Here is a 19756-nt window from a genome sequence, read left to right on the forward strand (position 1 = left end):
CGTCCGCACCTGTTTGCGGACGAAAAAAAGCTCCCCGTAGGGAGCTTTTGTGGCGCAAATACTACTGATTCGACGCAGTTAGCTTAAGCGCTGAGCGGCTTGTAGCGGATACGCTTCGGCTTCGCGCCTTCCTCGCCCAGACGTTTCTTCTTGTCGGCTTCGTATTCCTGATAGTTACCGTTGAAGAAGGTGACTTGCGAGTTGCCCTCGAAGGCCAGGATGTGGGTTGCGATACGGTCCAGGAACCAGCGGTCGTGCGAGATCACCATCACGCTGCCGGCGAATTCCAGCAGCGCATCTTCGAGCGCGCGCAGGGTTTCGACGTCGAGGTCGTTCGACGGTTCGTCCAGCAGCAGGACGTTGCCGCCTTGCAGCAGGGTCTTGGCCAGGTGCAGGCGGCCGCGTTCGCCGCCCGACAGGTTGCCGACCACCTTCTGCTGGTCCGCGCCCTTGAAGTTGAAGCGGCCGAGGTAGGCGCGCGACGGCATTTCGAAGCGGCCGACGCTCAGCATGTCGGCGCCGCCGGTGACGTCTTCGAACACGGTCTTGTTGTTCGCCAGCTCGTCGCGGTGCTGGTCGACCAGCGACACCTTCGCGGTCTGGCCGATCACGACTTCGCCGCTGTCCGGCTGCTCCTTACCAGCGATCATCTTGAACAGGGTCGACTTACCGGCGCCGTTCGGGCCGATGATGCCGACGATCGCGCCCGGCGGCACGGTGAAGGACAGGTTGTCGATCAGCAGGCGGTCGCCGAAGGCTTTGCTGACGTTCTTGAACTCGATGACTTCGTTGCCCAGGCGTTCCGCGACCGGGATGAAGATCTCCTGGGTCTCGTTGCGCTTCTGGTATTCGTATTCGCTCAGCTCGTTGAAGCGGGCCAGGCGGGCCTTCGACTTGGCCTGGCGGGCCTTCGGGTTCTGGCGCGACCATTCGAGTTCCTTCTGTAGCGCCTTCTGGCGCGCCGATTCGGTCGCTTCTTCCTGCTTCAGGCGCGCCTGCTTCTGGTCCAACCAGGACGAGTAATTGCCCTTCCATGGGATGCCCGAACCGCGGTCCAGTTCCAGAATCCATTCGGCGGCATTGTCGAGGAAGTAGCGGTCGTGGGTGATGCCGACCACGGTGCCCGGGAAGCGCAGCAGGAACTGCTCCAGCCACTCGACCGATTCGGCGTCCAGGTGGTTGGTCGGCTCGTCCAGCAGCAGCATGTCCGGCTTCGAGAGCAGCAGCTTGCACAGCGCCACGCGGCGCTTTTCACCGCCCGACAGCACGCCGATCTTCTGGTCCCACGGCGGCAGGCGCAGCGCGTCGGCGGCCATTTCCATCTGCAGGTTCAGGTTGCCGCCGTCGGCCGCGGCGATGATCGACTCCAGGCGCTCCTGCTCCTTGGCGAGGGCGTCGAAATCGGCGTCTTCTTCCGCATAGGCGGCGTACACGGCTTCCAGCTTGGCCTGCGCTTCGAAGGCTTCGCCCAGGCCGCTTTCCACTTCCTGGCGCACGGTCTTTTCCGGATCCAGCTGCGGTTCCTGCGGCAGGTAGCCGATGTTCAGACCCGGCATCGGGCGCGCTTCGCCCTGGATATCGGTGTCGATGCCGGCCATGATCTTCAGCAGCGTCGATTTACCGGAGCCGTTCAGGCCCAGCACGCCGATCTTCGCGCCCGGGAAGAAGGACAGCGAGATGTCCTTCAGAATCTGGCGTTTCGGTGGGACGATCTTGCCCACGCGGTTCATGGTGTAGACGTAATTGGCCATGTAGTAATTGAGTAATGCGTTGAGAGGACGACAGGATACTGTAAAAAATCGGGGTCAGAACACATTTTCGGCTGGGCGTCACTCGGAAGCCGGCCTGATAATGTGCTCTGACCCCGAATTCAGGAAATTGCTCGAAAAAGTGCTCTGACCCCGAATTATTCAGGCTTTTGCCGCGGCGGCCGGGCGGCGCAGCAGGCCTTCGGCTGCGAACAGGGCCAGCGCCAGCCAGATCAGCGCGAAGCCGACCAGGCGGTCGGCCGTGAAGGCTTCGTGGAAGATCCACACGCCGAGCAGGAATTGCAGCGTCGGCGACAGGTATTGCAGCAGGCCCAGCACGGACAAGGGGATCTGGCGCGCGCCCGAGGCGAACAGCAGCAGCGGGATCGCGGTGATCGGCCCGGCCGCCATCAGCAGCAGGCGGGTGGTGTTCGAGTCGGTGTTGATGAAGGCGTTCTGGCCGTGCATGGTCAGCYAGACGACGTAGGCGCCGGCCAGCGGAAACAGCACCATGGTCTCGAAGGACAGGCCTTCCAGCGCGCCCAGCGCCGCCGTCTTGCGCATCAGGCCGTAGCCGCCGAAGGACAGCGCCAGCGCCAGCGCGATCCAGGGCACGGTGCCGGCCTGCCAGGTCAGCCAGGCCACGCCCAGCGCGGCGACACCGATGGCCATCCACTGCGTGCGCCGCAGGCGTTCCTTCAGCAGCAGGTAGCCCAGCGAGATATTGACCAGCGGATTGATGAAATAGCCCAGGCTGGCTTCGATCACGTGGCCGTTGTTGACCGCCCAGATATAGATCAGCCAGTTCACGCTCAGCAGCAGGGCCGAGGCGACGAAGCTGCCGAACACGCGCGGCTTGCGCACCAGCTCGAGCCAGGCCCATTGCCGGCGCATGGCCAGCACGATGACCAGGAACAGCAGCGACCACAGCATGCGGTGCGCCAGGATCTGCACGGGCGGAACGTCGCCGATGGCGTGGAAATACAAGGGAAACAGACCCCAGCACAGGAAGGCAAGGGCGGCGGACAGGATGCCGGTACTCATGGATCGTGCGGACAGGTTACGGGGAAGTCATTATCCTTGAACTCGTCGGAGCCTGCTGACGACTTGCCATTTTCCTATTCGCTGAGACAATAGCGGCCTTGGAAGACGGAATTTCGCTTGTCTTTCCATGTTCATTATTCTATTGTGCAACGCACCAAAACAAGCAACGGTGAAATCTTGAGTGAGCAACACAAGAAAAGCAGCCTCGCGGCGCTGACCCTGTCTGCGGTCGGCATCGTCTACGGCGACATCGGCACCAGCCCGCTGTACACGCTGAAGACCATCTTCGACCCCACCCACGGCCTGGCCCTGACGACCCCGAACCTGCTGGGCATCGTGTCCCTGATCTTCTGGGGCCTGACGATGATCGTCTCGCTCAAGTACGTGACCCTGGTGTTGCGCGCCGACAACCGCGGCGAGGGCGGCATCATGGCCCTGATGGCGCTGGCCCTGAATTCGGTGGCACGCACATCGCGCTGGCACTACGTGCTGATGCTGCTCGGTGTGTTCGGCGCCACCATGTTCTACGGCGACAGCGTGATCACGCCGGCGATTTCCGTGCTGGGCGCGATCGAAGGCCTGGAAGTGGCCACGCCGGGCCTCGAACAATGGGTGGTGCCGCTGACCATCGTGGTGCTGGTGATCCTGTACAGCGTGCAGCGCCACGGCACCGCCGGCATCGGCCGCTTCTTCGGTCCGGTGATGGTCGTCTGGTTCGTGGCCCTGGCCATCATGGGCATCATTAACATCGTCGCGGCTCCGGTCATCCTGCAGGCCCTGAACCCGCTGCACGCCTTCGAATTCATGCTGCGCGAGCGGATGATCGCCTTCATCGCGCTGGGCGCGGTGGTGCTGGCCTTTACCGGCGCCGAAGCCCTGTATGCCGACATGGGCCACTTCGGCAAGAAGCCGATCCGCTTCGCCTGGTTCATCGTCGTGTTCCCGGCGCTGGCCCTGAACTACCTCGGCCAGGGCGGCCTCCTGATCACCCATCCGGAAGCGCTCGAGAATCCCTTCTTCCGCCAGCTCGGCAGCTGGAGCGTGCTGCCGCTGGTGCTGCTGTCGACCATGGCCACCGTGATCGCCTCGCAGGCCACCATCTCCGGCACCTTCTCGATGACCAAGCAGGCCATCGCCCTCGGGCTGTTGCCGCGCATGCGCGTGCTGCACACGTCGGAAAGCGAGATCGGCCAGATCTACATCCCGGCCGTCAACTGGCTGCAGCTGGCCGTGGTGCTGGCCGCGGTGGTCGGCTTCGGCTCCTCGGACAAACTGGCCGGCGCCTACGGCATCGCGGTGACGGCGACCATGGCCGCCACCACCTTCCTCACCTTCTTCGTGATCCGCTACCGCTGGCACCTGCCGCTGTGGGTCTGCCTGGGCGCGACCGGCCTCTTCATGGTCATGGACGTGATGCTGTTCTCTGCCAGCACCCTGAAGCTGCTGCACGGCGGCTGGTTCCCGCTGCTCCTGGGCGCGATCCTGCTGACCATCATGCTGACCTGGAAGCGCGGACGCGAGCTGGTGTTCGAGAACCTGGAAAAGCACGCGATCCCGCTCGACGACTTCCTGCAGTCGCTGTTCGTCGGCCCGCCCACGCGCGTGGGCGGCACCGCGATTTTCCTGCGCGGCGAAACCGACGGCGTGCCGCACGCCCTGCTGCACAACCTGCTGCACAACAAGGTGCTGCACGAGCGCGTGGTGTTCCTGACGGTGCACATCCGCGAAGAGCCCTACGTGCCGGAATCCGAACAGGTCGAGGTGATCGCGCTGGGCCACAACTGCTTCCAGCTGAACGTCAGCTACGGCTTCAAGGACGAAGCCGACATCCCGGACATCCTGCGCCTGTGCGCCGTCCAGCACCTCGAATTCGAGATGATGGAAACCTCCTTCTTCATCGCGCGCCAGACCGTGATCTCGGTGCCGGGATCGGGCATGATGCCGTGGCGCGAGCACCTGTTCGTGCTCATGCAGCGCAACGCGCGCACGGCGGCCGACTACTACCAGATCCCGGCCAACCGCGTGATCGAGCTGGGTACGCAGGTGGAGATTTGAACTTGGACCCCCGCCTGCGCGGGCGGGCGGGTCGGGCAGTGCCCGGCACGCCGAAAGCTGGCGACAAAGCCGTACAAATTTCGCATAGACATCCATGGCGACTCCTTGGTATGGTCGAAGTTTCCTTAGTTAAACTTCAACCGATTCTGCAAGGAGCACCATGAAACTGTCCTTCCCGCTGGCCGCCGCCTTCGCCGCCATGTTGAGCCTGACCGCCTGCGGCGGCGGCGGTGGCGATTCCGGCAGCGGCAACACGACCAACCCGGCCGCCACCATCAAGATCGTCGCCRAGACTGCCGGTACCGGCGCCGAAGCGGCCAAGGGCAGCCACGTGCTGGTCAATTACACCGGCTGGCTGTACAGCGCCACCGCCGCCGGCAACAAGGGCACCCAGTTCGACAGCAGCGTCGGCAAGGGGGCCTTCGAATTCATCGTCGGCGCCAACGTGATCGAAGGCTTCAGCCAGGGCGTGCAGGGCATGAAGGTGGGCGGCAAGCGCACCATCGTGATCCCGGCCGTCATCGGCTACGGTTCCTCCGGCTTCGGCGCGAGCATCCCGCCGAACGCCGACCTGGTATTCGACCTCGAGCTGGTCAAGGTCTGCGGCGTCACCTGCTGACGCCACGTTCCCGTCTCACTCGCGCAGCGCCCGCGCCGGCCGGATCCGCACCGCGGCCAGCGTGTGGCGCAGGGTCGAGCCCAGCGTCACCAGCAAGGCCAGCAGCAGCGCCGCGAGGATGGTCCAGGCGCCGACCGGCGCCCGCTCCGTGAAACCGGCCAGGTAGCGCTGCAGGGCGATCCAGGCCGGCGGCAAGCCCACCAGGGCACCGGCGCCGACCAGCAGCGCGAACTCGCGCAGCACCAGGCCGCCGACTTCCGCACCGTTCGCCCCGTACAGCTTGCGCAGCACGATCTCGCGTTCGCGCCGCTGCACGCTGTAGGCCGCCAGCACATAGATGCCGAAGGCGGCGATCGCGGTCGCGATCACGCTCGATGCGGCCAAGAGCTTGGCCAGGCGCAGGTCGTCGGCATAGAACTGGTCGACGATGAAGCGGTCCATGTGCACGACGTCGACCGCCTCGTTCGGGAAGTGGCGCGGCCAGAGGTCCTGGACCGCGTGCCGCACCGCCACCGGATCCCCGCTGCAGCGGATGGTCAGGATCCGCACCCGGTCGCGCAGGTAGAACACGCTCGGCTGCTCGCCTTCGCGCGCCGAACGGTGCCGGATATCCGGCGCCACGCCCACGATCTGCATCTGCTGGTCGTCCTTGTCGCTCCCTCCCAGCATCTTGCCGACCGCTTCCTGCGGGCTGGCGAAGCCGAACTTGCGCGCCGCCGAGGCGTTGATCACCACCCTGTCCGTTTCGTTGATCCGGTCCAGCGCAGGGCTGTACAGCCGGCCGGCCAGCGGCTTCAGGCCATACACATCGAAGAACTCCGGGCTGACCGCGTAGAGATTGAGATCGATGGCCTGGCCGCCCTCGCGGCGCAGCGAAGTGATGTTGTTGCTGGAGGTGACCGGGATGTTCGCTTCCGCCACCCCTGCCACGCCGGGCAGGCGCAGGACTTCGTCGCGGAAGGCGCGCATGCGCGGGTCGCGCATGTCGTTCCCGGCGGGTAGCGTCAGCAGCGGGCGCGGATCGAAGCCGGGGCTGAGGGTGCTGGCGTAATGCGTCTGCCAGGCCACCGCCAGCGTGGTGCCGGTCAGGCCCATCGCGGCGGCGAACTGCAGCGCGGTGAGCGAGCGCCGCATCCACAGGCCGCCCACGGTTTCGCTGCCGCCGCGGCCGGCCAGCGCGGCGCTGGCGCGCACCCGCAGCGCCGACCAGGTCGGCCAGGCGCCGGCCGCGACGCCCAGCAGCACCCCGAACAGCAGCGCCGCCGCCAGTGCGCCGGGGCTGAACATCGTGTCGAAGCGGCGCTGTACCAGGTCGGAAAACAGCGGCAGCACCAGCTAGGCCAGCAGCAGCCCGAGCAGGGTGGCGATCAGGCATACCAGCACGGATTCGGCCAGGAACTGGCGCGCCACCGCCTGCGCCGACGCGCCCAGCACCTTGCGCATCGCGATTTCGCGCTGGCGCGCCAGGGTGCGGATGGTGGCCAGGTTGACGTAATTGACCGCCGCCAGCAGCAGGATCAGCAGCGCCACCGCGGCCAGCCCCAGCATCGCCCGGCGGTCGCCGTGGATCTGCGAGCTTTCCTTCAGGTCGGGATCGAGATAGGCGTCGGCGATCGGCCCGAGCTTGTACTCGATCAGGTCGCGCCCACCGAGCGCCGCCACCTGGTCGGCGTAGTCGCGCCTGACCAGCGGCGACTGGTTCAGGCCGCGCCGCACGGCGTCGAGCACGGCCTGCGGATCGGCGCCCGGCAGCAGCTTCAGGTAGGCGCGGCCAGCCACGCCGCCCCAGGCATTCCTGAAATTCTTCAGAGACGGCCAGATCGTGCCGGACGTCGAAGCCAGCCCATCGTAGGGCAGGGTGGTGGCGGCCGGCTGGTCGGCCAGCACCGCCGCCACGACATAGGTCCGGCGGTCGTTCTGCACGGTCTTGCCGACCACGTCGGCGCGTCCGAACAGTTTGATGGCGGCCTCCCTGGTCAGCGCCAGTGCGTCGGGCCGGGTGAGGGCGGCATGCAGGTCGCCGGCGAGCACCCTGGGCGCGAAAATCTTCGGGAAGTCGGGGTCGACCAGGGCCACCATGACCGTGCCGACGACATCGCCGGCGCGCACATCGAGGTTGTAGTCGATGAAAGCGCTGGCCAGCAGCGGCTGGCCGCTCGCGAGCGCCGCGTCGCGCGCCGGCAGGCTGATGGAATCGGACCAGTCGTTGCCGACTGCGGCCACGTTCCAGCGCTGCATCAGCCGCATCACGCGCTCCCGTTCCGGCACGTTCTCGTCATAGGAGAACGAATGGGCTACGTACCCGAGCAGCAGGAAGCACACGGCGATGCCGACCGCCAGGCCGAGGACCACCACCGCCGAATATGCCGGCTCCTTGACCAGCTGCCGCCAGCCGATCCGGAAATCGCGCAGGTTCATTTTCATGTGCATGCCGCCCTTATCCTTCGCGCAGCGCCAGCGCCGGTCGGATCCGCACCGCCGCCAGCGTATGCCGCAGGGTCGAGCCGAGCGCCACCGCGCCGGCCACCAGCAGGGCGCCGACGATGGTCCAGGCGCCGATCGGCGCGCGCTCGGTGAAGGCGGCCAGGTAGTGCTGCATCGCCAGCCAGGCCGGCGGCAGGCCGAGCAGGGCGCCGGCGCCTATCAGCACCAGGAATTCGCGCATCACCAGGCCGCCCACCGCGGTATTGCCGGCGCCGTACAGCTTGCGCAGCACGATCTCGCGGGCGCGCCGCTGCACGCTGTAGGCCGCCAGCACGTAGATGCCGAAGGCGGCGATCGCGGTCGCGATCACGCTCGAAGCGGCCAGCAGCTTGGCCAGGCGCAGGTCGTCGGCATAGGTGCCGGCGTAGATGCTGTCCATGCGCTCCGCGTTCAGCACGTCGTTCGGGAACCAGCGCGGCCACATGTCCTCGATCGCGTGGCGTACCGTCTCCAGGTCGCGGTCGCTGCGGATGGTGAAGGTGCCGGTGCGCGGCGACACGTAATAGACGTAGGCCTGCATCGGTTCGTGCGCCGAGCGGTGGCGGATGTCGGGGGCCACGCCGATCACCTGTTTGGCGCGCTGGCCGTCGGGTTCCCGGATGATCTTGCCGATCGCATCCCGGGCGCTGGAAAAGCCCAGCTTGTGCGCAGCCTCTTCGTTGATCACCACCTTGTCGCGGTCGTTGACGGTGTCGCGCGCCGCGTCGTACAGGCGGCCGGCTACCGGCTTCAGTCCGTACACGCCGAAGAACTCGGGGCTGACGTTGAGCCAGTTGAGCTGGGTCGGGGCGCCGCCCTCGCGCTGCAGCGAGGTGCCATTCATGTTGACCGTGACCCGCGTGCCGCTTTCGGCCACGCCGCTCACGCCCGGCAGGCGCGCCAGCGCGTCGCGGAAGGCGTGCACGTTCGGGTTGCGCATGTCGTCGGGGGCTTCCACGATCAGCAGCGGTGCGGGATCGAAGCCCGGGTCGAGGCTGCTGGCGTAGCGGGTTTGCCAGGCCACCGCCAGGGTCATGCCGGTCAGGCCCATCGCGGTGGCGAACTGCAGCACGGTCAAGGTGCGGCGCAGCCACAGGCCGCCGGCGGTTTCGACGTTGCCGCGCCCGGACAGGGCCGAGGTCGGGCGTACCTTCAGCGCCGACCAGGTCGGGTAGGCGCCGGCCAGCACGCCCAGCAGCACGCCCAGCAGCAGCGACAGGCCCAGCGAGACGGGAGTGAACATATGGTCCAGCTTGCGCTGCACCAGGTCCGCAAACACCGGCAGCAGCAGCCAGGCCAGCAGCAGGCCGATGGCGGTGGCGATCAGGCATACCAGCACGGATTCGGCCAGGAACTGGCGGCTGACGGCGCCGGCGCTGGCGCCCAGCACCTTGCGCACCGCGATCTCGCGCTGGCGGCGCAGGGTGCGCACGGTGGCCAGGTTGACGTAGTTGGTGGCGGCCAGCGCCAGGATCAGCAACGCCACCGCGGCCAGGCCGAAGATGGTCTTGCGGTCGCCGTGGATGTCGGAGCGCTCGCTGACGTCGGGGTCGAGGTAGGCGTCGGGCAGGGAACCCAGGCGGAACTCGATCAGGTCGTGGCCGTTCAGCGAGGCCACCTGTTCCGGCGTCATCTGCTTGAAGAAGTTCGAGGCCAGCATGGCGCGGCGCACCGCCTCCGTCACCGCCTGCGGGTCGGCGCCCGGCGCCAGCTTGACGTAGGTGGGACCGTGCGAGGACCCCCAGTTCTTCGTCACCAGCTGCCGGTATTCCTCGGTCCAGATCGTGGTACTGGTGCTGGCCAGGGCATCGTAGGGCAGGGTGGTTGCGGCCGGCTGGTCTTCCAGCACCGCCAGGATCAGGTAGGGGCGGCCGCCCACCTGCACGCTCTTGCCGACCGCGTCGGGTGTGCCGAACAGCTTGATTGCGGTTTCGCGGCTCACGGCCAGCGCGTCCGGACGCGCCAGCGCGGAGGCAAGGTCGCCGGCCAGGATCCGCGGCTGGAAGATGGTGCGGAAGTCCGGGTCGACCGCGGCCATCGTGATGGTCTGTACGTGGTTGCCGATCCTGACGTTGATGTCGCGCTGCAGGAAGGCGCTGGCCTGCAGCGGCAGGCCGCTGGCAATGGCGGCGTCGCGTGCCGGCAGGCTGACGGCGTTGCTCCAGCCTTCCCCGACGGCGCTGATGTTCCAGCGCGACATCAAACGGTAGACGTTGTCGCGCTGCGGCACATGGCGGTCGTAGGACAACGAGTGATTCACATAGCCGAGCAGCAGGAAGCAGGCGCAGAAGCCCACCGCCAGGCCCAGGATCACGACCGCCGAGAAGGCCGGTTCCTTGACCAGCAGGCGCCAGCCGATGCGGAAGTCCCGCAGGTTGATCTTCATGTTTCGCTCCTTACGCCGCCTGCAGGGCGTCGACCACCACGCGGCCGTCCAGCAGGTGCAGGGTGCGCGAGGCCTGGGCCGCATGCGCCGGCGAGTGGGTCACCATCACCACCGTCGTGCCTTCGGCGTTAATCTGGCGCAGCAGGCGCATGACTTCGTCGCCGTGCGCGGTGTCGAGGTTACCGGTCGGTTCGTYGGCCAGCAGCATGGCGGGGCCGGCCACCAGCGCGCGCGCGATCGCCACGCGCTGCTGCTGGCCGCCCGACAGCTGCGAGGGACGGTGGCCGGCGCGGTGCGCCACGCCCAGGCGCTGCAGCATCTCCTGTACGCGGCGCTTGCGTTCGGCCGCCGGGGTGCCGGTGTATTCGAGCGCCAGCTCGACGTTCTCGTACACCGACAGTTCCTCGATCAGGTTGAAGCTCTGGAAGATGAAGCCGACCTTCCCGCGCCGCAGCGCATTCAGGCGCGCCTCGCTCCAGCCGGCCACGTTCTGGCCTTCGAACCAGTATTCGCCGGAGGACGGCACGTCCAGCAGGCCGAGCACGCTGAGCAGGGTCGACTTGCCGCAGCCGGACGGTCCGGTGATGGCCACGTATTCGCCGGCCGCGATGTCGAGGTCGATGCGGTCGAGGGCGGTGGTCTGGACTTCGCCCGCGTGGTGGATCTTGCTGACGCCTGAGAGTTTGAGCATCTTGGATTCCCTGTTCTGTTCAGTGTTGGGTTGGAGTTTACTTCGTCAATTGCAGCCGCTCGGCCTTGCCGAACGGCGTATAGCTGGAAATGATGACCTGCTCGCCCGGGGCCAGGCCGGACAGCACCTCGACCTGGGCATTGTTGCGGCGTCCCAGTTTCACGCTGCGCTTCGCGACGCTTTCGCCGTCGCGGCCCACCACGAACACCCAGCTGCCGCCGGTGTCGTTCGCGAACGCGCCGTTCGGCAGCAGCATGGCCTTGGCCGGCTCGCCCAGGGTCAGCTGGGTGTCCATGCTCTGGCCCGGGCTGATCACTTCGGGCTGGCCGTCGGTAAACACCATCTCGGCGGTGAAGCGGCCTTCCTTGATTTGCGGGTAGACGGTGGCGACCTTCAACGCATAGGTCTTGCCGTCCTGGGTCACGCTGCCGATCCGGCCGACCGTCAGGCGGCTGAGATAGAACTCGTCGACCTGGGCGCTCAGCTTGAAGTGCCGCGGGTCGTCGATGCGGCCGATGTGCTGGTCCGTGCGCACGGTCTGGCCGACCAGCATGCGGAAGTCGGTCAGCACGCCGTCGCTTGGTGCGCGCACGGCGAGCGCGTCGACGGTGGCGCTGACCAGCTGCAGGCCGGACTGCAGGCCGTGCAGGGCGGTGTCCATCTGGCTCAGCGCGCGGCCGCGCACCTGTTCCTCGGTGGCGACGGCGCGCTTCTCTTCGTCCAGCGCGCGCTTCTGCTGCGCCAGCTTGTCGGCCGACTCTTCCAGCGCCACCGCGGAAATGAAGCCCTTGGCCGCCAGCCGCCTGTTGCGCGCATGCTGCTTGTCGGCCTGGCTCAGCGCGTATTCGAGGTCGGACAGGCGGCGCTGGTGGTCGGTGCGCACCGCTTCCTGGGCCACCCGCAGGTTGGCCGCGTTGAAGATCTGCTGCGAGTACTCGGTCTGGCGCGCCAGCAGCTCCAGGTTGCGCTGCGGGTTCGACAGGCGGAACAGCAGATCCCCCTTCTTGACGGCCTGGCCGTCCTTGGCGAACACCTCTTCCACGCGGCCGCTTTCCACCGAGTCAAGGATGATCGAATTCAGCGGCTCGGCGGTGGCGCGCACCACGATGTCGTCGCGGAACACGCCCTGTTCGACCCGGGCCAGGCGCACGTCGCGCGTGGCCACCTGCAGCCCGTGCGGGACGAATTGCCAGCCGGCCCAGGCCAGCGCCGCCATCACGGCGACGGCGATGCCGATGCGTGCCAGCAGGCGGCCGCGCCGTTTGGGAACGACGGTGTCCATGGCGGCGCCGGTGACGGCGGGAGGAGGAATGTGATCCATGACGATGCGCTTCTGTGAACGATGATGTGATCCCTTTTGCAAGCGCCGTGCCAGGCCTGTTTCGGCCTGTTTTCGGCCGATTGTCCGCTTGTCCGGTGCCTGGCTGTCCGGATTCGGACAGCTATGCATGTGCGCTTGCGGACAGGTGGCCGCGGCTGGTCGCCGGCCGGGTTGGCTGCTGCTAGAATGGCAAGACAATGGCCGATACCGCCCACATCCTGATCCTCGACGACGACATCGACGTCGCCTGTGCCGCCCAGATGCTGCTGCGCCGCCGGCATGGCCGGGTGACGACGCTCGACGATCCCGCCCGCCTGGCCGGTCTGCTCGAAGCCGGCGTGCCGGCGCAGTTGCCCGATGTGGTGCTGCTCGACCTGAACTTCACCCCCGGCCGCATCGACGGCGCCGAGGGCCTGGCGGTGCTCGACCGCCTGCGCGGGCTGGCGCATCCGCCCGCCGTGATCGCCATGACCGCCTATGCCGACGTGCCGCTGGCGGTCGAGGCGCTGAAACGCGGGGCCGGCGACTTCATCACCAAGCCCTGGGACAATGCGCGCCTGGCCGCCGCCGTCGACAGTGCGCTGGCGCGCCGCGCCGCGGCCGCCGGCGGTGGCGCTACCAGTGGCCTGATGGGCGATTCGGGCGCGATGCGCGACGTGAAGGCGATGATCGCCAGCGTGGCTCCCACCGAAGCCAATGTGATGGTGCTGGGCGAGAACGGCTCCGGCAAGGAACTGGTGGCGCGCGCGATCCATGCGGCATCCGGCCGCGCCGACGCCACTTTCCTGGCCGTCGACATGGGCGCGCTGCCGGAATCGACCTTCGAGAGCGAACTGTTCGGCCACCGCAAGGGCGCCTTCACCGATGCCCGCAGCGACCGCGCCGGACGCTTCCAGGCGGCGCGCGGCGGCACCCTGTTCCTCGACGAAATCGGCAACATGCCGCTGGCAAGCCAGGCCAAGCTGCTGACGGCGCTGGAGCGGCGCGAAGTCACGCCGATCGGCGCCGATCGTCCGGAGGCGATCGACGTGCGCATCGTCAGCGCGACGAACCTGGATGAACGCCGCCTGTTCGATCCGGGCAGCTTCCGTCCCGACTTGCTGTTCCGCCTGAACACCATCGTGATCCGGGTGCCGCCGCTGCGCGAACGGCGCGGCGACGTGCCCGGCCTGCTGCACCACTACCTGTCGCTGTACGAGAACCAGTACCGGCGCCCGGTGCGCGAGCTGGCGCCCACCGCCCTGGAGCGCCTGTGCGAATGGCACTGGCCGGGCAATGTGCGCGCCCTGCGCCATGCCTGCGAGCGCGCCGTGATCCTGGCGGCCGGGGAAGAGTACCGCTACGAGGATTTCGGCCTGGCGATGCCGGCGCCGGCGGAGCCCCCGCGAGTCGCCACCGCCGCCGCCGCGGGCGATGGCGACGAAGGCGCATTCCGCCTCGGCGCGCTGGAACGCGAGACCATCGCCGCCGCCCTCGACAAGGCCAAGGGCAATATCAGCCTGGCGGCGCGCATGCTGGGCCTGAGCCGCGCCGCGCTGTACCGCAAGCTGGGCAAGCATGGCATCTGAAGGCCGGCTGAAAGCCGGCGCGCTGCTGTCCGCCTTCGGCATCGCCCTGCTGGCCTTCGGCGCCGGCATCATCCACGAGTCGCCGCGGCTGGCGGTGCTGTGCGCGCTGGCCGCGCTGCCGCTGCTGCTGCAGCTATGGCGCTGCATGGAAGGCCTGGCCGCCCTGCAGCGCACCCTGCTGCAGCCCGCGCCCGGCCTGCCGATCGAGCAGCAGGCCCTGGTCGACAACGCGCTGGTGCTGGAAGCCCGCCTCGAACATACCCCGGTGGCGCTGTTCCGCATCGACGGCGCCGGCGGCGAGGGCCAGGTGGCGCCGCTGAACGGCAATGCGCGCAAGCTGGTGGCGCCGGGCCGCGCCAGCGATCCGGCCGACCTGTATCGCCAGCTGGCGGCGCAGCCGGGCGAGCGCCGCGCGCTGATCGACTTCGACAGCGAACGCGGTACCGAGCGTGCGCTGCTGGCGGTGTCCTCGATCACGCTGCAGGGCAGGGCCCAGCGCCTGGCTGCCCTGATGCCGGTCGAGAGCGAACTCGAAGCCGAAGCCCTGCACGCCTGGCGCCAGCTGGTGCACGTGCTGACCCACGAGATCATGAATTCGCTGACCCCGGTGGCCTCGCTGTCGCACACGGCCTATGGCCTGCTGGGCGAATTCCGCGGCGCGCTGCCGGAAGACGTGGGCCTGGACCTGAGCACCGCGCTGGACGCGATCCGGCGCCGCGCCGACAGCCTGGTCGACTTCGTGGCCAGTTACCGCAGCCTGTCCAACGTGCCGGCCGCGCGGCCCGAGCGGGTGCGGCTGGATGCGCTGTTCGAACGCGTCGCCGCGCTGGTGGGCCCGGGCTGGCGCGCGCGCGGCGGCGAGGTCCGCCTCTCGGTCGAACCAGCGTCGCTGGAACTGATGGCCGACCCCGGCCAGCTCGAGCAGGCCCTGATCAACCTGCTGAAGAATGCCTTCGAGGCCACCGGCGGCCAGGGCGAGCCCGGCAATGCCTGGGTCACGGCGCGCCTGGTGCGCGGCGCGCGCCTGCGCATCGAAGTCAGCGACGACGGTCCCGGCGTGCCGGACGGCCTGGCCGCGCACATCTTCACGCCCTTCTTTACGACCAAGAAACAGGGCGGCGGCATCGGCCTGGCGATGGTGCGCCACCTGGTGCACGAGAACGGCGGCACGGTGCGCCACGCCCGTTCGGTGGGGCGCGGGGCGCGCTTCGTGATCACCTTCTGATCGGGCCGCCTCTCTCCTGCGCGCCACGATTTGCGGATAGCTATTATGCTAAGTTTGCCTGGCCGCGCTGGCCTTGGCGGACCCATCCGGGAAGTCGTCCAGCTGCTGCCGAGGTTTCGATGGACCATCCCGGAGGAAGCAATGACAACAATGGACACATCAGAAGCGCATGCAATCCACGACCTGACCTCACGCCAGCGGGTCTTCGCCATCGTCGGCGCCTCGTCGGGTAACCTGGTCGAGTGGTTCGACTTCTACATCTATTCCTTCTGCGCGCTGTATTTTTCGTCGGCGTTTTTTCCGAAAGATAATCCCACCACCCAGTTGCTGAACACCGCCGGCATCTTCGCCGCCGGCTTCCTCATGCGTCCGGTGGGCGGCTGGCTGTTCGGCCGCGTCGCCGACCGCTACGGCCGCCGTAACTCGATGATGATTTCAGTGCTGATGATGTGCGGCGGCTCGCTCATGATCGCGATGCTGCCGACCTACAAGACGATCGGCACGGCGGCGCCGGCGCTGCTGCTGGTGGCGCGCCTGTTCCAGGGCCTGTCGGTGGGCGGCGAATACGGCACCAGCGCCACCTACATGAGCGAGGTGGCCGAGCCGGGCCGGAAGGGCTTCTTCGCCTCCTTCCAGTACGTGACCCTGATCGGCGGCCAGCTGGCGGCCCTGCTGGTGCTGGGCATCCTGCAACTGTTCCTGTCGCACGACGAACTGGTTGCATGGGGCTGGCGGATTCCCTTCGTGGTCGGCGCCGCCGCGGCCCTGGTCTCGCTCTACCTGCGCCGCTCGCTGCACGAGACCACCACCGAATCGGAGCGCAAGAGCGAGCAGGCCGGCAGTGTCGGCTCGCTGCTGCGCCACCACGGGCGCGCCTTCGTCACCGTGCTGGGCTWCACGGCGGGCGGYTCGCTGATCTTCTACGCYTTCACSACCTACATGCAGAAGTACCTGGTCAACACGGTCGGCATGACTACCCTCACGGCCAGCCGCGTGATGACGGTCTGCCTGCTGGTCTACATGCTGATGCAGCCGGCCTTCGGCGCGCTGTCGGACCGCATCGGCCGGAAAACCTCGATGATCGCCTTCGGCGGCCTGGCCACGATCTTCACCGCGCCCATCATGTTCGGACTGCGCGGCGTCGGCAGCCCGCTGATGGCCGGGGTCCTGATCCTCTGCGCGCTGGCGATCGTCAGCCTGTACACCTCGATCTCGGGACTGGTCAAGGCCGAGATGTTCCCGATGGAGGTGCGCGCGCTCGGGGTCGGCCTGTCGTATGCGATCGCCAACGCCATCTTCGGCGGCTCGGCCGAATTCGTGGCCCTGTGGTTCAAGCAAGCCGGCCACGAGCCGTATTTCTACTGGTACGTCAGCATCATGTGCGCGATTGCCTGCCTGGTCGCCTTCCTGATGCCGGACCCGGCCAAGTCGGGCCACCTCAAGTAGTCGGCAGTAGTCGGCCTCAGGTTGCGGCCAGCAGCATGTCGACGTGGAGGATGCCGTCTTCGTCATACGGTTCGGAGATGGTGACGAAGCCGAAGCCGGCATAAAAGCGCTCCAGGTGGGCCTGGGCGCCGATGCGGATCGCGTGGCCCGGGTGCAGCTGCCGCGCCAGCGCGATGCCCTGCGCCACCAGCTCGCGACCGAGGCCGCCGCCGCGCGCAGCCGGGCTGGTGACCACGCGGCCGATCGACATCTCCTCATACTTTGCGCCCGGCGCCAGGCAGCGCAGGTGGGCCACCAGTTCCGGCTTGCCGCCGGCGTCGCGCCAGCCGAGCAGGTGATGGGCGCCTGGGTCGAGGCCGTCGATGTCCGGGTACAGGCAGGACTGCTCGAGCACGAACACTTCCTGGCGCAGCGCCAGCATTGCATACAGCTGCGCGACCGTCAGGCCGTCGAAGCCGCTCCATTGCCAAGTAATCATTTGTTTTTTTCTTTAAACAATTGTTGCGGATTCAGGCCGCCGTCTCGAAACCTTCGAGGACGTTGACGACGTTGATGCCGAGCTCGGGCACCACGGAACCGCCTTCGAACACGAATACGGTGGGCAGGCCGAGGTAGCCGATGCGCTCGCCGATGCGCAGAAAATCGGCACTGCCGAGGGCGAAGTGCGAGCGCGGATCACCTCCGAAGCCGTCGACGCCCAGCGACACCACCAGCGCCTGCGGCGCGAACATCGACATTTTCAGGCAGGCCGACTCCAGCGCCGCGAACCATTGGGCGGCGCCGGCGCCGCGCGGCAGCGGCAGGTTCATGTTGTAGCCCAGGCCTTCCGCCTCTCCCAGCTCGTCGGCGTGGCCGAGGTAGTAGGGATAGTCCTGGCGCGGATCGGCGTGGATCGAGGCGAACAGCACGTCCTTGCGGCGGTAGAAGATGCTCTGGGTGCCGTTGCCGTGGTGGTAGTCGAGGTCGAGGATGGCGACGCGCTGCAGGCCGTCGTCCAGCAGGTGCTGGGCCGCCAGCGCGGCATTGTTCAGGAAGCAGTAGCCGCCGAAAAAATCGGCGCCCGCATGGTGGCCGGGCGGACGGGTCAGCGCAAAGCTGCCGTGCTCGCCGAGGCGCAGCGCGTGGGCCGCGTTGACGGCGCAATCGGCGCCGGTCTTGGCCGCGACCCAGGTGCCGGCGGTGAGCGGGGTGTTTGCATCCATCGAGTAGAGGCCGAGGCGGGCCGCGAAACTGTCCGGCTCGACGTCGTGGCGCAGGGTGCGGATCGGCCATACCGAGGGCAGGGCGTCGCGCTCGGCATTGCGCGGATCGAGGTGCAGCCACTCGCTCCAGGCGCTGCGCAGGAAGTGCAGGTAGCGCGGCGTGTGCACCCGCTCCAGCGACACCAGCGGCACCCCGTGCGGCGTGACGATCTGGCCCAGGCCACGCCGGCTCAGCTCGGCAACGACGAGATCGGCCCGCTCGGGCTTTTCCGATTCATGACGCGGGGCGTGTTGGGCGTGGTGTTCGTTGTAAAAGGTGAGCAAGGGGGCTCCGTGCGGTGGCCTGACATCGTCGTTCCGGGCATTGCCCGGAACTGCAGGCCGAATCTGGCGAAGGAGCCGAGGTCGCGCACCGCTTCCAGCACCTTGTGCGAGGGCGTCAGCGCCGGGTTCAGCACCTTGGCCTTCTGGGCTTCGAGCGAATCGAGGTGGGCGCCCTTGTAATTGTGCTCGTTGTCCAGCAGTTCGGCCAGCGGGCGGATGCGCTCGATCAGCTCCAGCGCCCAGTCCTGCAGCGGGATTTCCTGGTCGTCGCGGGTCAGGGTCAGGCCCGGGCGGCGGCCTTCCTTCACGGTGCGGGCGAAGTTGCGCGCGTGGACCTGTCCTTCCATCGCATTGATCTTCGGGCTTTCCTCGAGCGCGCAGAACAGCAGGAAGGCGTCCAGGAAGCGGCCGGTTTCCAGCGCGATGCCGACCGGCTCGAAGGGATCGACGTCCAGGCAGCGCACTTCGATGTACTGCACGCCGCGGTTGCACAGCGCCTGTACCGGGCGCTCGCCGGTGCGGATCACGCGCTTCGGACGGATCGTCGAATAGTATTCGTTCTCGATCTGCAGGATATTGGTCGACAACTGCACCCATTCGCCATCCTTCTTGGTGCCGATCTCGGCGTAGGGCGGGTAGGGGCGGTTGACCGCGTCCATCAGCGAAGTGACGTAGCTTTCCAGGCTGTTCTCGTGCGGGCGCAGGCCGGACTGGGCGTCGTTCTGGTAGCCCAGGTCGCTCATGCGCAGGCTGGTCGCGTACGGCAGGTACAGGGTGTCGTCGGACAGCGTTTCGAGCTGGTGCGGACGGCCGCGCAGGAAGCCCTTGGCCAGCGCCGGCGAGGCGCCGAACAGGTACATCAGCAGCCAGCTGTAGCGGCGGAAGTTGCGGATCGTCGCAATATAGCTCTCGGACTGGAAGTCGCGCAGTGCATGGCGGCGCTCTTCCATGATGCCCTCACTCTGGGCGATCAGGGTCCACAGCTGTTCCGGCAGCGAGTAGTTGTAGTGGATGCCGGCGATGCATTGCATGGCCTTACCGTAGCGCAGCGCCAGGCCGCGGCGGTAGACGTGCTTGAGCATGCCGATGTTCGAGGTGCCGTACCAGGCGATCTCGATCTCTTCCTCGGGCGGCAGGTCGCAGGGCATCGACTGGCTCCACAGCATCTCGTCGCCCAGCTTGCTGTAGGCGTAGCGGTGGATGGCGTCCAGGCGGTTGATCGCCAGGCCGATGTCGTGCTCGGCCGGGGTGATGAATTCGAGCAGGGTTTCGGCGTAATCGGTGGTGATCTGCGGATTCGTCAGGGCCGAGCCGAGTTGCACCGGATGAGGCGTGCGTGCCAGATGGCCCCGGCTGTCGACGCGCAGGGTTTCGCGCTCGATGCCGCGCAGGCCCTGCAACAGCAGGCCGCGGTGGGCATCGTCGTCCAGCAGGGCCAGGCGGCGTGTTAGTTGATTCGACACGGTGTTTCCTTTCTTATACTGCAGATGAGGTGCAGAGATTAACCGAAAAATGCCAAGCGCGCCGGGCACCCCCCAATTCCGCAGTATGTGGTGTTTTTATTACTGAAATGTGTCGCTGGGCTTGGCCGGAGCGGCGGCTGGCGGGGGGGCCGGAGGCRCTGCCGGGGGTGTCGCCGCGGGTGCGGCCGAGGGTGCTCCCGG

15 protein-coding genes are annotated in these 19756 nt (G+C 67.4%); 5 read left to right on the plus strand and 10 right to left on the minus strand.

The features are described 5' to 3' along the window. Positions 1-83: 83 nt before the first annotated feature. Both ettA and rarD read right to left on the minus strand, forming a co-directional pair. Complete coding sequence (gene ettA, locus AC1DIX_RS23090) at positions 84-1751, minus strand: energy-dependent translational throttle protein EttA (protein ID WP_442123867.1); 1668 nt, start codon at positions 1749-1751, stop codon at positions 84-86. A gap of 159 nt (positions 1752-1910) precedes the next feature. Then, complete coding sequence (rarD, locus tag AC1DIX_RS23095; protein ID WP_477327707.1) at positions 1911-2792, minus strand: EamA family transporter RarD; 882 nt, start codon at positions 2790-2792, stop codon at positions 1911-1913. A gap of 177 nt (positions 2793-2969) precedes the next feature. Between rarD and AC1DIX_RS23100 the strand changes: the two genes are divergently transcribed. Further along, positions 2970-4847, plus strand: coding sequence for a potassium transporter Kup (locus AC1DIX_RS23100; protein WP_477253750.1), 1878 nt, complete (start codon positions 2970-2972; stop codon positions 4845-4847). Between the two features lie 160 nt (positions 4848-5007). Then, positions 5008-5466: an FKBP-type peptidyl-prolyl cis-trans isomerase gene (locus tag AC1DIX_RS23105; RefSeq protein WP_477327709.1), complete on the plus strand. Its 459-nt coding sequence runs from the start codon at positions 5008-5010 to the stop codon at positions 5464-5466. 15 nt (positions 5467-5481) lie between these two features. Here AC1DIX_RS23105 and AC1DIX_RS23110 read toward each other — a convergent pair whose 3' ends face one another. From AC1DIX_RS23110 to AC1DIX_RS23130, 5 genes are read right to left on the minus strand one after another with little or no spacing between them, the layout of a single operon-like run. Next, positions 5482-6798 (minus strand): FtsX-like permease family protein, encoded by a 1317-nt coding sequence (locus tag AC1DIX_RS23110; protein ID WP_477327711.1) that lies wholly within the window; start codon positions 6796-6798, stop codon positions 5482-5484. Between the two features lie 3 nt (positions 6799-6801). After that, a complete protein-coding gene (locus AC1DIX_RS23115; RefSeq protein WP_477327713.1) occupies positions 6802-7896 on the minus strand; it encodes an ABC transporter permease in 1095 nt (364 codons plus the stop codon). A gap of 7 nt (positions 7897-7903) precedes the next feature. After that, positions 7904-10315: an ABC transporter permease gene (locus tag AC1DIX_RS23120; RefSeq protein WP_477327715.1), complete on the minus strand. Its 2412-nt coding sequence runs from the start codon at positions 10313-10315 to the stop codon at positions 7904-7906. A 10-nt stretch (positions 10316-10325) separates the two neighbouring features. Beyond that, positions 10326-11006: an ABC transporter ATP-binding protein gene (locus AC1DIX_RS23125; RefSeq protein WP_477327717.1), complete on the minus strand. Its 681-nt coding sequence runs from the start codon at positions 11004-11006 to the stop codon at positions 10326-10328. A 37-nt stretch (positions 11007-11043) separates the two neighbouring features. Beyond that, complete coding sequence (locus AC1DIX_RS23130; RefSeq protein ID WP_477327720.1) at positions 11044-12327, minus strand: efflux RND transporter periplasmic adaptor subunit; 1284 nt, start codon at positions 12325-12327, stop codon at positions 11044-11046. A gap of 197 nt (positions 12328-12524) precedes the next feature. Here AC1DIX_RS23130 and AC1DIX_RS23135 point away from each other — a divergent pair, with 197 nt between their 5' ends. The 3 genes from AC1DIX_RS23135 to AC1DIX_RS23145 all read left to right on the plus strand — a co-directional run bounded on the left by AC1DIX_RS23135 (position 12525) and on the right by AC1DIX_RS23145 (position 16566). Further along, on the plus strand, positions 12525-13895 hold the full coding sequence (locus AC1DIX_RS23135; protein WP_477327722.1) for a sigma-54-dependent transcriptional regulator: 1371 nt from the start codon (positions 12525-12527) through the stop codon (positions 13893-13895). After that, positions 13885-15120 (plus strand): sensor histidine kinase, encoded by a 1236-nt coding sequence (locus tag AC1DIX_RS23140; RefSeq protein WP_477327724.1) that lies wholly within the window; start codon positions 13885-13887, stop codon positions 15118-15120. Before AC1DIX_RS23135 ends, AC1DIX_RS23140 begins: the two co-directional genes overlap by 11 nt. A gap of 141 nt (positions 15121-15261) precedes the next feature. After that, complete coding sequence (locus AC1DIX_RS23145; RefSeq protein WP_477327726.1) at positions 15262-16566, plus strand: MFS family transporter; 1305 nt, start codon at positions 15262-15264, stop codon at positions 16564-16566. A 16-nt stretch (positions 16567-16582) separates the two neighbouring features. Here AC1DIX_RS23145 and AC1DIX_RS23150 read toward each other — a convergent pair whose 3' ends face one another. Genes AC1DIX_RS23150 through gshA form a run of 3 tightly spaced genes read right to left on the minus strand, consistent with a single transcriptional unit; the run spans position 16583 to position 19555 of the window. Beyond that, positions 16583-17044, minus strand: coding sequence for a GNAT family N-acetyltransferase (locus AC1DIX_RS23150; RefSeq protein WP_477327728.1), 462 nt, complete (start codon positions 17042-17044; stop codon positions 16583-16585). 31 nt (positions 17045-17075) lie between these two features. Continuing rightward, positions 17076-18092 carry a histone deacetylase family protein gene (locus AC1DIX_RS23155; protein WP_477327730.1) on the minus strand — a complete coding sequence of 339 codons (1017 nt, stop codon included), beginning with the start codon at positions 18090-18092 and terminating at the stop codon, positions 17076-17078. Next, entirely contained in the window at positions 17999-19555 is a 1557-nt protein-coding gene (gshA, locus tag AC1DIX_RS23160) for a glutamate--cysteine ligase (protein WP_477327732.1), read from the minus strand. Before gshA ends, AC1DIX_RS23155 begins: the two co-directional genes overlap by 94 nt. Between the last annotated feature and the right edge of the window lie 201 nt (positions 19556-19756).

Source organism: Massilia sp. 05N420, assembly GCF_056397205.1.